This window comes from Streptomyces sp. CA-210063 (assembly GCF_024612015.1).
Taxonomy (GTDB): Bacteria; Actinomycetota; Actinomycetes; order Streptomycetales; family Streptomycetaceae; genus Streptomyces.
In genome coordinates, this window is sequence record NZ_CP102512.1 from 5603022 (window position 1) to 5615749 (window position 12728).

General features: G+C 66.8%; 16 protein-coding genes, 1 tRNA gene, 1 other RNA gene and 1 pseudogene. 13 read left to right on the plus strand and 6 right to left on the minus strand.

Annotated features, from left to right (window positions below):
* Positions 1–91 precede the first annotated feature (91 nt).
* Positions 92–1069: an endonuclease VII domain-containing protein gene (locus JIX56_RS24385; RefSeq protein WP_306819875.1), complete on the minus strand. Its 978-nt coding sequence runs from the start codon at positions 1067–1069 to the stop codon at positions 92–94.
* Positions 1070–1235: 166 nt separating this feature from the next.
* A complete protein-coding gene (locus JIX56_RS48085) occupies positions 1236–2300 on the minus strand; it encodes a DUF3883 domain-containing protein (protein WP_443031873.1) in 1065 nt (354 codons plus the stop codon).
* A 946-nt stretch (positions 2301–3246) separates the two neighbouring features.
* Here JIX56_RS48085 and JIX56_RS24390 point away from each other — a divergent pair.
* Positions 3247–3447, plus strand: coding sequence for a hypothetical protein (locus tag JIX56_RS24390; protein WP_257543553.1), 201 nt, complete (start codon positions 3247–3249; stop codon positions 3445–3447).
* Between the two features lie 54 nt (positions 3448–3501).
* On the opposite strand, the gene JIX56_RS24395 is transcribed toward JIX56_RS24390, so the two are convergent.
* The 3 genes from JIX56_RS24395 to JIX56_RS24405 are packed head-to-tail and all read right to left on the minus strand — an operon-like array spanning position 3502 to position 4785.
* Positions 3502–3909, minus strand: coding sequence for a hypothetical protein (locus JIX56_RS24395; RefSeq protein ID WP_257543555.1), 408 nt, complete (start codon positions 3907–3909; stop codon positions 3502–3504).
* Positions 3903–4331, minus strand: a complete 429-nt coding sequence (locus JIX56_RS24400; protein ID WP_257543556.1) for an ATP-binding protein — start codon at positions 4329–4331, stop codon at positions 3903–3905. The genes JIX56_RS24395 and JIX56_RS24400 overlap by 7 nt, the downstream gene beginning before the upstream one ends.
* 46 nt (positions 4332–4377) lie before the next feature.
* Complete coding sequence (locus JIX56_RS24405; RefSeq protein ID WP_257551083.1) at positions 4378–4785, minus strand: NUDIX hydrolase; 408 nt, start codon at positions 4783–4785, stop codon at positions 4378–4380.
* A 107-nt stretch (positions 4786–4892) separates the two neighbouring features.
* On the opposite strand from JIX56_RS24405, the gene JIX56_RS24410 reads away from it, so the two are divergent.
* From JIX56_RS24410 to JIX56_RS24460, 11 genes and pseudogenes are all read left to right on the plus strand, one after another.
* Entirely contained in the window at positions 4893–5681 is a 789-nt protein-coding gene (locus tag JIX56_RS24410) for a GntR family transcriptional regulator (protein ID WP_060903208.1), read from the plus strand.
* Positions 5682–5849: 168 nt separating this feature from the next.
* The gene (locus tag JIX56_RS24415; RefSeq protein WP_046709300.1) at positions 5850–6206 is read left to right on the plus strand and encodes an SCO3933 family regulatory protein; all 357 of its coding nucleotides are present in this window, start codon (positions 5850–5852) and stop codon (positions 6204–6206) included.
* Positions 6206–7582 carry an FtsK/SpoIIIE domain-containing protein gene (locus tag JIX56_RS24420; protein ID WP_257543557.1) on the plus strand — a complete coding sequence of 459 codons (1377 nt, stop codon included), beginning with the start codon at positions 6206–6208 and terminating at the stop codon, positions 7580–7582. The genes JIX56_RS24415 and JIX56_RS24420 overlap by 1 nt, the downstream gene beginning before the upstream one ends.
* 89 nt (positions 7583–7671) lie before the next feature.
* A complete protein-coding gene (locus JIX56_RS24425) occupies positions 7672–8325 on the plus strand; it encodes a DUF2637 domain-containing protein (RefSeq protein ID WP_257543559.1) in 654 nt (217 codons plus the stop codon).
* 3 nt (positions 8326–8328) lie between these two features.
* A complete protein-coding gene (locus JIX56_RS24430; RefSeq protein ID WP_037705489.1) occupies positions 8329–8514 on the plus strand; it encodes a hypothetical protein in 186 nt (61 codons plus the stop codon).
* Positions 8514–8705, plus strand: a complete 192-nt coding sequence (locus JIX56_RS24435; protein WP_149824736.1) for a mobile element transfer protein — start codon at positions 8514–8516, stop codon at positions 8703–8705. The genes JIX56_RS24430 and JIX56_RS24435 overlap by 1 nt, the downstream gene beginning before the upstream one ends.
* Before the next feature lie 14 nt (positions 8706–8719).
* Positions 8720–8914: a hypothetical protein gene (locus JIX56_RS24440; RefSeq protein WP_033531893.1), complete on the plus strand. Its 195-nt coding sequence runs from the start codon at positions 8720–8722 to the stop codon at positions 8912–8914.
* Between the two features lie 25 nt (positions 8915–8939).
* Complete coding sequence (locus tag JIX56_RS24445; protein ID WP_220651654.1) at positions 8940–9185, plus strand: SpdD protein; 246 nt, start codon at positions 8940–8942, stop codon at positions 9183–9185.
* Between the two features lie 155 nt (positions 9186–9340).
* A pseudogene (locus tag JIX56_RS24450) lies at positions 9341–10623 on the plus strand (replication initiator).
* Positions 10616–10849 carry an excisionase family DNA-binding protein gene (locus tag JIX56_RS24455; protein ID WP_257543561.1) on the plus strand — a complete coding sequence of 78 codons (234 nt, stop codon included), beginning with the start codon at positions 10616–10618 and terminating at the stop codon, positions 10847–10849. The pseudogene JIX56_RS24450 and the gene JIX56_RS24455 overlap by 8 nt, the downstream one beginning before the upstream one ends.
* Positions 10850–10862: 13 nt before the next feature.
* The gene (locus tag JIX56_RS24460) at positions 10863–12101 is read left to right on the plus strand and encodes a tyrosine-type recombinase/integrase (RefSeq protein ID WP_257543563.1); all 1239 of its coding nucleotides are present in this window, start codon (positions 10863–10865) and stop codon (positions 12099–12101) included.
* A 79-nt stretch (positions 12102–12180) separates the two neighbouring features.
* On the opposite strand, the gene JIX56_RS24465 is transcribed toward JIX56_RS24460, so the two are convergent.
* Positions 12181–12268, minus strand: a tRNA-Ser gene (locus JIX56_RS24465).
* A gap of 118 nt (positions 12269–12386) precedes the next feature.
* On the opposite strand from JIX56_RS24465, the gene ffs reads away from it, so the two are divergent.
* Positions 12387–12483, plus strand: an RNA gene (gene ffs / locus JIX56_RS24470) — signal recognition particle sRNA small type.
* Positions 12484–12728 lie beyond the last annotated feature (245 nt).

Sequence of the window (12728 nt, forward strand, 5' to 3'; positions counted from 1 at the left end):
CTCATCCTTAGGCGAAGCTGCTGGTAGGCGCCCAGTACTCAGTACTCGTGTGGTCGGATCGGATCCGTCCACGGGTAGTCCACGGGTGCGCCTAATCACGCCTGTCGTATCTTGCTCCTACGCTGGTTACACGTTTCGGACGGCTTCGTGCCTCTAGATAGTTGGCCGCGATACGTAGAGCGTCTGGATTATCATTGAATCTGCCAATCCCCGTGTTGCAGGAATCGCAAAGCAGCCCCCGGACGCACTTACCGCAAGTGCGTTTACTGTTTACGGGTCTCTCGATTGAGCAACAGGCGTGATCATGGTCGACGGCGAATGATTTCTTACCGTATCCAGGATCCCGCGTTCCGCATATGGCGCATCCCATCCCCTGGGAAATCAACATGATGATATAGTCCCAGTGATTCATTCCATAATTCCTAAGAACGCTGCAGCGGATACAGTATGTGTTTCTTCGCTCTGTCGTTCCGGTGAATTGATCGACTGTCAGATAGCGTCGGCATGCAGAGCACAGGCGGCGGCCATCCTCCAAGTTTCGCTTCTTTTCAACCTTCACGAGATATTTAGTGGGGTCTCCATGCTTCCTAAAGCGCCCGTGGTGTTTCTTGCACCACCCGAGGGCGTAGTGCCGGTCGGCGCACCCTTCGATGTTGCATGTCAATTGTGGCTGCCTGAAAGCTCTAAGCCCTTCACCTCGCTGCCACTGTCCGTAATGTCCGCGGCATAGACCGCTTGTATGCACGCTCTTGGGGCAGTCGGGAAATTTACAGATCCCCTGTCGTGGGATTATTTGACGAATTGGTGTCAGGCTTTTTCCTGATTTCTGCTGTACATAGTGGCCGCTGCACAAGTTTAAGGCTACGTCAGGTCGGTCGCATCCAGGAAAGGAACATTTTCCAGTCTTCTTAGATCTGATCTTAATGGGCTGCAAATCCTTTCCGCGACGCTTCTGGGCCCAGTGGGTCTGGCAGAGTCCCCTGGCGGCATGAGCCCGGTAACAGCCGTCGAACGAACATGTTGGCGCGGGCTCTGGTCCTGCACTGCTGGCCATAGAGAAAATCTCCATTTCGAATCGATGCGAACCACCGGCGGGGCGGTCGCCTCAGGTCACCTCGGCTGGTCAGCCGGTCACCTGGGGGCGGTGACGGTCACTTGCGGTCGCCGTAGTTGCTGTACTTCGCTGCTGTACAGCAGGCAACTCCGGAGGGTCCTTGGCCTGGGATGCTGCCCGGTCACCCTGGAGGTGGGCCAGATATCCCACCGTTGGGTAGTGGGTAGCGATAGGCCGTGGGGACCAGAGAGTCACGCGCCGGCGTCCAGCTCTGCCAGACTCGCCAACGGCCGCCTGAGCAGCGCAACTCACTGTCGATCTCTATGCGGTCTATGACAATGAGGCATGCGGAACTGTCCTCTGCGTGGCGAACCTCGCCTTCTGTAAGGTCGATGACTTCCCGCTCGGTCGTGCTGCCTTTCACCTCTATGTGCAGCTCGGTTCCGTCGCGGCGGGCTGTGATATCCCACGGGCATCGGTCGCCTACGTCATCAACTTCGTAGCCTAGCGACCCATAGTGGTTCATCACGAGGTCTACCGCATATCGCTCAACTGCTCGCCGACGTGCCGTGTTTTGCTGCCGTCCGTACCCGCTGCTGCTCGACTTCTTGCCGGACGCCCGGATGTGCGTCGAGGACTCGGCCTCGTATGGTTCGGATGCGGCGGACTGGTGCAGTTCGGATAGCAGCGGAATAGCCTCTACGAGAGCGCGGGGCAATTTGGTCAGGTACCCTTGAGCTGCTCGAACGGGTCGTTTCTCAGAAATGGCGAATGGAAAGTAAGTCGGACCCTCGACAGAGGCAGCAAGCAGGTCCCGCACCTGCCTTATCGCAGGCTCAAGCGCCCGCAAGCGTTCCTGTTTCAGAGGTACTTTGAGTCGCTGGTAACCACCGAGAGGTGCTTGCCATGCAGGCTCGGGACCTGATGCGGTGCGCTGACGACCATACGTGCCGCGACTCTGCCATGTAATCGTGGAGGAGAACGGATCCCCTACGACACGCGAATAACCAACGATACCGGGACCGTGGTTCTTGTCCCAGTGCAAGACAAAGTCGCCGGGTCGGACGTATTGAACTAGTGAATATGACCAATACTCGGCGCCACTGTCGTTGACTTTTGGTGCAAGCAGATCGTGTCCGATGTCTTGCCTGTTGGTGATCTCCAGCCAAAATCGTTCGGCGGGGTCACCCAACCACCACGCGTTGACAGGCAAAAGTCTCCTCCCCCGGGAGTTACCACTGGCCATCAGAGCTTGTCAGATCAGGGCTGCCCGGATCGCCGGTTCTGCGCAGCAACCACCACGCTCCCCGGCTCCCATCCCGTCTGCCGTCGGCCCACACACCGTGGAGCGGGCGTGGTTCATGGCGTCCAGGTGGAGCGCGCCACTGTACGAACGACCTGGACGCCATGGGCCGCGTCTGCTCGGCTCTGCCTGGGTCGATGGCAGGCGGGATGGGAGCCTCCCACGCACGCCACTCACGGCCGGCACCCGCGAACGGCGCCCCCGCCATCTCGGAGCCTGAGCGCCCCCGCCGGAGGCACTGCTGTGACGTGCTGCCACCCTGCGGTGATCACCCCATGCCCCCCGGCCCTACCCACATGTGGGCGCGCGTCGGCGCAGCGCGCCCGGAGCGGGCCGAAGGCAGGAGCGCAGGGCGGAGCGGAGCCGGGAGCGCGCCCGGCGGAGCGGAGCGCAGCCGGGGCTTGAACCAGTAGAGAAAGTTGTAACGCAGTCGGACTGCTGGGGCTTGTCTGGTCCCGGGAGATGCTTGACATTTCGGCTTCACCTGATGCTTGACACCGCGTTCCTCGGGCTGGCTGTCTGGGCCCGCCAGGGAGGATGATCGTTCTGGCAGGATGCCGCCATGGGGAACACACGTGCGTGGCCTGTGCTGCATACCGTGGATCTGGATGAAGCGTTGGGGCTTGCCGAGAAGCTGCTGTCAGTCGCGTCCTGGTACAGATCGGGTGGCGCTTACCTTGACGCATGGGCACGCGACGAGGATGTGTTGCGGCGCCTGAGCGAGGCTTCGCCTGAAGCGAGGGTTGAGTGGTACGGGGAGGGCCGTACCGGTTGGCCCGCGAGTGTGTCCCTGGCCGTGGAGAGCTTCGAGCAGGCGCGTGAGGCCATGGAATCTTGGGCTGCCGTCACCAGGTGTTACGTCCTGTGGCATGACATGAAGTGGCCGGCCGTGCCTGAACTCGGACTGGACGAGGAGTACAAGTACGCCGAGTTGCAGGTCGCGTGCAACAGCCGGGACATCCACTGCGAGAAGTGGGCGGCCGAGCACACGGTCTTCGTCCACACGCGACCCGGCCATGACGATCGTGCCGCCTGGCTGGCGGCACAGGTCAACGCCCGAGTCGTCGGGCCCTCTGAGTTCGGGTGGTAGCTCGCCAAACAATCTCGGCGATCGCCTAGCAGGAGATCGTTTAGAGCAGGCGCTTCAACCGCACCTCGGCGGCTGGTTCGAGCGGCCGGTGTGAGGCTTGAAGTCGTATGCGCAGGCCAGAAGTTCCGTGCCCTGTCGGTGTGCGAGTGGCAGGAAAATCACTGGTCGGATCGTCCAGGTGATGCGGGTCGAGTCGAAGGTGACCGACACGGTGCAGGGCTCGGAGCGCAGGAGGGCTCGTCGTGTTTCTATGCGGCCGTCGTACAGCCACTGCCATGCCTGCTCGGATGCTTCCGGGTCGAATGCCGGTGAGATGGTGCGGAGCGCGACGGCAACCCATCGGTCGGCCTGGGGCGCGGAGTAGGCGTCGAAGGATGCCCGGAGTACCAACTCGCCCTCGTCGGTGAGGTCTTCGGTCCAGCACTCGCACCAGTAGCCCCGGCGGGCTTCGCCGTTCAGCACAGGTGGTCTCCCGGTCGGGTGCCGGTGAACAGTTCCGCGGTGACCGTGTATCCGCCGTTGCTGTCGTGGATGACGACTCGGTGGGCGAGTGCGGTGACCATGCCCAGGCCCCGGCCGTGTTCGGCCTCGCCGTCCTGGTGCTCGGCCTTGGGTGCAGTGCCGGTTCCTCCGCCGTCCGTCACTGACAGAGCGATGACCTGCCGGGAGACCGCCAAGGCGAGATGGAAGCTGCCGGACTCCATGCCGCTGGCCGTGTGGAGGATCGCGTTCGCGCTCAGCTCGCTCACGATCAGCTCGGCGTCCTCGGCCATGGGCGATCCGCGCAGGATGTCGCGTGTCCAGCGGCGGGCCCGGCTCACCTCTTCCGGAAATCCTGGGCAAGTGAGTCCCCAGACCCGGGCGGTGCTCGTATACTCGTGCATACAAGTTCCTTCATGCTGGTAGGCCGCCATGTGCAGCGGGTTCGGGCTAGACGAGTTTCACGCCGTCGTGGGCGCGGATGGCCGGCGGGGATGCCGCGTCCAATGCGTCCAGGACGCGGATCGCGTATGCCTCGTCGGCAAGCTCGGTGACTTCTTCACGGGTGGCCCAGCGCAGTGCGCGGGTCTCATCGCCAGTGGTCGGTGTGCCGTCGGCCGCCTCGCAGCGGAAGACCAGCGAGACGATCAGGCCCGTCATGTTCTTGTAGACGCCGGTCAGGGTCGCGGGAAGCGCGATCTTGATCCCGGTCTCTTCGAGCACTTCGCGCTGCAGGGCTTCGAGGAGGGTTTCCTCGCGTTCGAGGACTCCGCCCGGGGGTTCCCACTTGCCGTTGTCACGGCGTTTGATCAAGAGGGCACGGCCCTGGTCGTCGACGATGACTCCGGCGACGCTCACGGAGTGCGGACGGTCGGTGCTCACGTTCCTCGGCCCTCTCGGCTGGCTAGGCTCTCCACCGTAGCAACAACAAACGCCCACTCGTCTAGATATCTAAAGGAGTACACGTGCCCTCTCTTCCCTCAGGCTTCCTCGGTGACCTCGATCCCACGAGTGATCGTGCGGTCTTTCGGCAGATCGCCGACCAGCTGCGCGAGGCCATCGACCGCGGGCGGTTCAAGGAGGGTGAAAAACTGCCCTCGGAAGCCGAGCTTGTGGACCACTACGGGGTATCCCGGATGACGGTCCGCAACTCCTTCTCCGTCCTCCAGGGCGAAGGACTCGTGCACGCCGAGCACGGCAAGGGTGTCTTCGTCCGGCCACGGCCGCCCGTGCGGCGACTCGCCTCCGACCGGTTCGCCCGGCGCCACCGGGAACAGGGCAAGGCGGCCTTCATCGTCGAGGCCAACGCGGCCGGCAGTCACCCCCAGGTCGACAGCCTTGAGGTGAAGGAAGAGAAGGCCAGTCAGGACGTCTCGACACGGCTCGGGTCCGTGCGGCGGGTGCTGGCGCGTCGGCGCCGGTATCTGCTCGATGGGCGGCCGGTCGAGTTCGCCACCTCGTATCTACCGCTCGACATCGCGCGCGGTACTCCCATCGCTGAGCCCAACCCGGGGCCCGGCGGCATCTACGCCCGCCTCGAAGAGCTGGGCCACCGCCTCGACCACTTCGAGGAGGAGATTCGTGCCCGGATGCCCTCGCCCGCTGAGGTAAAGACGCTGCGGCTGGCTTCCGGCGTGCCGGTGATCCACCTGATCCGGACCGCCTTCGACGCCGAAGGGCGAGCCGTGGAGGTCTGCGACACCGTCATGGCGGCGGATGCGTACGTGCTGTCGTATCAGCTTCCTGCGACGTGATGAGGTGATTTGCGGTGGTGCGTGGGGGACATTTCTCCGACTCGTACACCCCAACAGGCATACTCGTATAGACGAGTGGGTAAGTGGTGTGGCAGGGTGGTCCGCATGAGCCCGGAGATCGGGTTCGCAGACCGCATCATGTATAGACGAGTAGATGGGTGAATTGCCTTGCGCACCATTCGGGTTGAGACCTCGGCCGCAACGATCCTGCTGACTGAGGCTCCTGAACCCAAGGTCCGGGACCGGCAGACGGGCGAGATCGCCAAGGACGCCGTCAGTGGGGAAGCGCTGATGACGCTCGGCGTCGTCTACATCGAGGACGGGGAATCGTCTCTGGTCAAGGTCACCGTGCCGGAAGGCGGCGTGGCCGAAGGGCTGACGCTGGGGGCGCCGGTCTCGCTGCCGGGGCTGGTCGCCCGGCCGTGGGAATCCGTGTTCAACGGGCAGCAGCGACACGGCATCGCCTTCCGCGCCGCCGCCGTGACTCCGGCTGCCTTCCCGGCCGCCATGGGGGCCACCGCCTGATGTCCGATCTGGTGACACTTCTGGAAGTGGGTGGTCCTGTCGCCGCACTCGGCGGCGGGGCCGCCTACACCCGGGCCAAGCACCCCCGCGTGTACTGGCCCACGGTCGGCCTGCCGATATCCACCGCCCGGCTCCTCGGCTCGTACGGCTCGGTCATGGAGGCGTGCGGGCTGACCGTGGCGCCGTCCCGGCTGCGGGTCCTCGCCGTCAAGGCCACCACTCGCCGGGAGGTCCGGCCGGTACCGCCTCGTTGGGGCATCATCCGGCCCACGGCGACCGGGCTGCGGCTTCGCCTCCGGCTCGCTCCCGGTCAGGAACCCGCCGATGTCGCCGCCTCGGCCGAACGGCTGCGGCATGCCTGGGGCGTTCACGCCGTGTACGTCTCGACCGTCAGGCCGGGTGTGGTCGAACTTCGGATCGTCGGGTTCGACGTGCTGCGGAACGTGCGGATGCCTCGTAAGTCCATCGCCGAATTCCTCAAGGTTCCTGTGGCGCTGCGGGAGGACGCGACCCCGTTCGTGCGCGACTACCGCACCATCCCGCACCAACTCACCCTCGGCGCCACGCTGTCGGGCAAGTCCATGTATCTGCGCCACTTGATCACCGGACTCGCCCGACAGTCCGTCGCTCTGGTCGGCATCGACTGCAAGCGGGGTGTGGAGCTGGCGCCGTTCGCCTCCCGGCTCTCGGCCCTGGCAACCGATCCCGACGAGGCGGCTGAGTTGCTGCCCGTGATCGTCAAGGAAATGGAGGTCCGATACGACCTGATCAAGGCTCGGCAGGGCATCGCCCCGGGCACACCCGACGAGGAGATCACCTCCGACATTTGGGGCCTGCCCGAGAGCGAACGCCCCGTGCCGGTTGTGCTGTTCGTCGACGAGGTGGCGGAACTTTTCCTCGTCGCGACGAAGAGGGACGAGGAACGGCGGGACGAGATGGTCACTCAGCTCATCCGCCTTGCCCAGCTCGGCCGCGCTGCCGGGATCTACCTGGAGGTCTGCGGACAGCGCTTCGGCGCTGAGCTGGGCAAGGGCGCCACCATGCTCCGCGCCCAGCTCACCGGCCGGGTCTGCCACCGCGTCAACGACGAAGCCTCCGCGAAGATGGCCCTCGGTGACATCGCCCCCGAAGCGGTCTTCGCCGCCTGCGCCATCGCTCCCGAACTGCCCGGCCTGGCCGTGGCCGGTGACACCTCCGGCGGCTGGTCCCGCATCCGCACGCCGTACCTCTCCCTCGGCGCCGCCGCCGGGATCTGTCGGGACTCGGCCCACCTGGTGCCCGACCTGCCCGCGCTGAAGCCCTTCCGGCCCGACACCCCCGTACGGCCCGTCGAGTCCTCGGCCCCGGCAGTGCAGCCGCACCCGGTGACCGACTGACCTTCGCTCACCCGTCACCCCGGTCGGCGTGACCGACTCGCGCCAACTCCCTACCCCTGCCATGCCTGAATCCGGAAAGGAGCCGCATCATGCGCGCCCAACTGGCCCGTGTCGACGCGGTGCTCGTCCAGGCGCTTATCGCCGCCGCGCTGTCCTTCGCCCACCTGCACGACATCGCTATGGCGGCCGGTCAGGGCGGGTGGAAAGCGTGGGCCTATCCCGTCTCGGTCGACCTGTTGCTCGTCGCCGCCTGGCGCCGACTGCGCTCGGGTGAGGCGAAAGCGGCCGGGTGGTGCTGGTTCGTCATCGCCCTCGCCGCCTCCCTCGGTGCGAACGTCGCCACCGCCGGCCTACTCGACCTGAACGACGTACCGGCCTGGCTGCGCATCCTCGTCGCGGGCTGGCCCGCCGTCGCCTTCCTCGGCGGAACACTGCTCGCCCACTCCACACCGACGACGGCCGAGAAAGACGCCGAGGACACGGACGGCACCGTGGACCAGGAGGACGCGCCCGAACTCGTTCCCGATGGACCGCCGCCGACACCACCGGCCATCGAGCCGCCGCCCGAGCTGCCCGCCGTGCCCGTCCCGGCCGCCCTTGTCGAACATGCCCGCAAGGTCGCTGCCGAGCACCACAGCCGCACCGGAACGCCCATCGACACCTCGACTCTCCGCGCTCGCCTCGGCGTCCCCGCGCCCATGGCCGAAGCCATCGCCGCCCACCTCGCCCCGACCGGGAGCTGACCTGTGCCCCTCTTCTGCTTCAACACCGCCGCCGACTACCTCGAAGCGGCCCGCGAGATGGCCGTCAGCGGCCGTACCACGCTGGCCCGGCTCCTCGCCGAAGAAGCCGCCGACCGCGTCACGGACCCCGCCGAAGCCGCCCGCATCCTGCATGACTTCCCCGGCCCCAGCCTGCGACAGGAGGACTGATCATGCCCAACCGCCGCTTCCGCAACGTCACCCGCATCGGCCCCGTCCAGGTCGCCACGTCGTACGACGGCCGGGGCCGTGAGAAGCACACCGCCGCCTGCACGGCTCCGCGCTGCGGCTTCTCCGCCGACTACGACAGCCGCGCCGCCGCCGAGCTGGCCGCCCGCACCCACCGCTGCCCCGTCCGCTGAAGGGACCCGCACCCGTGACCGTCAGCCTGCCGCTCGTCGTCGTCCTCGGCTTCTTCGCCTGGGGCGCGGTCAAGTTCCTCGGCGTCCGCACCTGGGTCGTCGTACTGATTGCCCTCTTCGGCTTCTACCTCTCGCAGACCTTCCTCGCCCCCGCCATCGAATCCGGCACGCGCTCCGGCGTGGACGTCATAAACGGCTCACATGCCTAGACGAGTAGATGAGGAGAGTCGGACCGTGTTCCTGCCCAAATACCCCGACAGCCCCACCCCGCCGCCCGCACACACCCACGCCCCAGCCGATCCGGCGCCCGCACGGCGCTCACTCCCGGCGGTCTCCATCAGCCCCGGAGTCGTGGCGGCCGTGGTCGTGGGCGGTGTCGTCCTCACCGCGCTCCTGGCCGCCGTCGCCGTCTCGGCCGTCTCCGTGGCCATCGCGGCCGTGGTCCTGCGCTCCCTGATCCGCGAGCAGAACCGGCGCTGAACGCGCCCGGCACCCGGGGCGGCACACACGACCAAGCATCCGCCGCCCCGGGGCCATCACTCCTGACCGAGCCAGTCAGAAGGAGAATCGCCATCTTCACCCGCACCACACCGCCCCCGCTCCCGGAACTCGCGAAGCTGGCCGAGCACGGGACCCTGCCCGGTATCCTCCGTCAGCTCTCCGGGCTCGGCGGCTGCGTCAACCCGATCCGTCTCGATGGCCACCGCACCGAGCACGACGTCGACACCACGACCGGTGAGATCGGCCGCGTCCTCCAGCACCTCGACTCCGCCGACCTCCCGGCCGGCCAACTCCTCGTGCGCTGCAACAACCGCCGTACGACTCGGTGTGCGGCCTGCTCCGAGGTCTACCGCCGCGACACCTTCCACCTGATCACCTCCGGCCTGCGCGGCGGCAAGGGCGTCCCCGAACATGTCGCCACCCACCCGCGTGTCTTCGCCACCTTCACCGCGCCGAGCTTCGGCCCGGTCCATAACCGCCCTTCCAGCGGGCGCCCGTGTCGCTGCGGCATCCGCCACGACCAGGACGACGAGGCACTCGGTACTTCGCTCGATCCAGAGAGTTACGACTACGAAGCGGCCGTTCTCTGGAACGCGCATGCGGGTCCGCTGTGGCGACGCTTCTCGACCTACCTGCGCCGGGAGGTCGCCAAGCGCGCGGGCCTGTCACAACGCCGCTTCCGCGACCACGCCCGCGTCTCCTTCGCCAAGGTCGCCGAGTACCAAAAGCGCGGCGCCGTCCACTTCCACGCCGTCATCCGCATCGACGGCCCCGCGGCGGCGACACCCCACCCCCGGCCTGGGCCACCCCGGAACTGCTCACCGACGCCATCCGCACCGCCGCCGCCAGGGTCCGCGTGGACGGCCCGGTCATCGACGGCCGCGCCCACATCTTCACCTTCGGCCGCCAACTCGACGTCCGCACCATCCGCTCCGCCGACTTCAACGACGGCCAGGAGCTGACCGAGCGCGCGGTCGCGTCGTACATCGCCAAGTACGCCACCAAGGGCGCCGAAACCGCCACGGGAGCTCTCGACCGGCCGCTCAAGTTCGCCGCCGAACTCGCCCAGCTCGACATCAGCGACCACGCCCGCCGCCTCATCCGAACCGCCTGGACCCTCGGCGCACGCGAAAGCCTCGAACACCTCCGCCTCCGCGCCTGGGCCCACATGCTCGGCTTCCGCGGCCACTTCTCCACCAAATCCCGCCGCTACTCCACCACCCTCGGCGCCCTCCGCGACGCCCGCGCCGAATGGCGCCGTACCCAAGCCGCAACGGCCGACGGACCAACGCCCGACACGACGTACGTCCTCGCCCACTGGGTCTTCGCCGGAACCGGCCTGTCCGACACCGAAGCCTGGCTTGCCGCATCCCTCGAACCCGCCCCCGGAACGGAAGGAGAGCCCACCCATGGCTGAGCCCCAAGTCACCACCCTCAGGACTGACCCCTGCGACCCGTCCTTGGCTCTCCTCACAGTGGAGGAGGCGGCCCGACGTCTCCGTATCGGCCGTACGACGTGCTTCCGGCTCGTCCTGGCCGGAGAGATCGAGTCGGTCATGGTGGGACGGTTGCGCCGAGTCCCGTCCGATGCCGTGCCCGCCTACGTGGCCAAGCTGCGCCACCGACCCGCTCAAGCGGCCTGAGGGGGACGACGCCATGGCAGAGAAGAACCGCACCCGTCAGCCCAACGGTGCCTCGTCGATCTACCTCGGCAAGGACGGCAAGTGGCACGGACGAGTGACCGTTGGCGTCCGAGATGACGGCAAGCCCGACCGCCGCCACATCGAGCGCAAGACCAAGGCCGAAGTGACCAAGGCCGTCCGCGAGATGGAGCGGGCGCGAGATGACAAGAAGCTCAGGAAGCCGGGACAGAGCTGGACGCTCCAAGCCTGGCTTGAGCACTGGGTCGAGAACATCGCCAAGCCGTACGTCTCCGAGAACACGTACGACGGGTACGAGGTCGACGTACGCGTTCACCTCGTGCCCGGCCTGGGCGCTCACAAGCTCGCCAAGTTGGAGCCCGAGCACCTGGAGCGCTTCTACCGGAAGATGCAAGCGTCCGGGAGCTCCGCCGGCACCGCCCACCACGCCCACCGGACGATCCGGGTCGCCCTCGGCGAGGCAGTCCGACGCGGGCACGTCGCCACGAACGCGGCGGAGATCGCCAAGGCTCCCCGTCTCGAAGAAGAAGACATCGAGCCTTACACGATCGAGGAGGTGCAAAGACTCCTCGTCGAGGCGGCCAAGCTTCGCAACAGCGCGCGTTGGGTCGTCGCCCTGGCCCTCGGCCTCCGCCAAGGGGAAGCGCTCGGCCTCCACTGGGAAGACGTCGACCTGGAGGCGGGATACGCACGCATCCGTAAGAACCGGCTCCGCCCGAAGTACGCGCACGGCTGCGGTGCCAACCCGTGCGGCCGGAAGGCGGGCTACTGCCCCAAGCGCGAGCAGACCCGGCGCGAGCACAAGTCCACCAAGTCACGTGCGGGACGGCGAACCATCGGCCTGCCCGATCCGCTGATCAAGATTCTCCGCCAGCACCAGGAAGCCCAGGAGCGGGAGCAGATCGCGGCCGGTGGTGACTGGGAGGGCAAGGGCTACGTCTTCGCCTCGCCGGTCGGCGGACCATTGAGCCCGAACACCGACTTCCACGTCTGGAAGCGGCTGCTTCGGGACGCGGGCGTACGGGACGGCCGTCTCCATGACGCTCGCCACACCGCCGCGACCGTCCTTCTGATCCTCGGTGTCCCGGACGTTGTGATCGACTCGATCATGGGTTGGGAGCCTGGGGGAGCGGCCCGGATGCGCGCTCGGTACATGCACGTGACGGGGACCATGCTCCGTCAGGTCGCGCAGCAAGTCGGCGACGCTCTGTGGGAGCTCCCGAAAACGAACTGAGACGGAAACTGAGACGGACAACGACGAAGGGCCCCACCGCGAACGGTGGGGCCCTTCGACATCGTGCCCGGTGAGGCACTGGCGGAGGATACGAGATTCGAACTCGTGAGGGGTTGCCCCCAACACGCTTTCCAAGCGTGCGCCCTAGGCCTCTAGGCGAATCCTCCGCCAGGAACATTACATGACGGCGGAGGGTGCTTGCGAACTCGTTCGAGGGCGGGTGATCAAGGGGAGAGGGAGGGCGGGGAGGCGGGTCGGCGGCCCCCGGGGATCGGGTAGGCTGGGGTCAGCCCCTCACGCGGCGCTATCTGACTGAACTCCCCCAGGGCCGGAAGGCAGCAAGGGTAGGTTGGCTCTGGCGGGTGCGTGAGGGGTCTTCGCTGTTCTGGGGGCCTTTGGCCGATGGGTTCCAGGCCTCACTCATGGCCGCCGGTACTGCCACCGCCGATCGCCTCAGCCGTTGCCGCTGTTGGCCGTGACCCCGCTCTCACTGATGTTCCGCCGTGGTGCGCCCGCAGGAACACCCACTCGTCCACGGAGGTCGTCGAGGCGGCGGGTCGCGGCGGGGGAGGCCACCGCGCACGTCCTGGCGCCGGTTCGGGTTCAGCCCTCGTCCCACGGCGGTCC

Excerpts from the sequence above, each read along its gene's own strand:
- JIX56_RS24385 (WP_306819875.1), bottom strand. The coding sequence starts at position 1,069 with ATGGAGATTTTCTCTATGGCCAGCAGTGCAGGACCAGAGCCCGCGCCA.
- JIX56_RS48085 (WP_443031873.1), bottom strand. The coding sequence starts at position 2,300 with ATGGCCAGTGGTAACTCCCGGGGGAGGAGACTTTTGCCTGTCAACGCG.
- JIX56_RS24400 (WP_257543556.1), bottom strand. The coding sequence starts at position 4,331 with ATGCACGAGTATACGAGCACCGCCCGGGTCTGGGGACTCACTTGCCCA.
- JIX56_RS24420 (WP_257543557.1), top strand. The coding sequence starts at position 6,206 with ATGTCCGATCTGGTGACACTTCTGGAAGTGGGTGGTCCTGTCGCCGCA.
- JIX56_RS24425 (WP_257543559.1), top strand. The coding sequence starts at position 7,672 with ATGCGCGCCCAACTGGCCCGTGTCGACGCGGTGCTCGTCCAGGCGCTT.
- JIX56_RS24455 (WP_257543561.1), top strand. The coding sequence starts at position 10,616 with ATGGCTGAGCCCCAAGTCACCACCCTCAGGACTGACCCCTGCGACCCG.
- JIX56_RS24460 (WP_257543563.1), top strand. The coding sequence starts at position 10,863 with ATGGCAGAGAAGAACCGCACCCGTCAGCCCAACGGTGCCTCGTCGATC.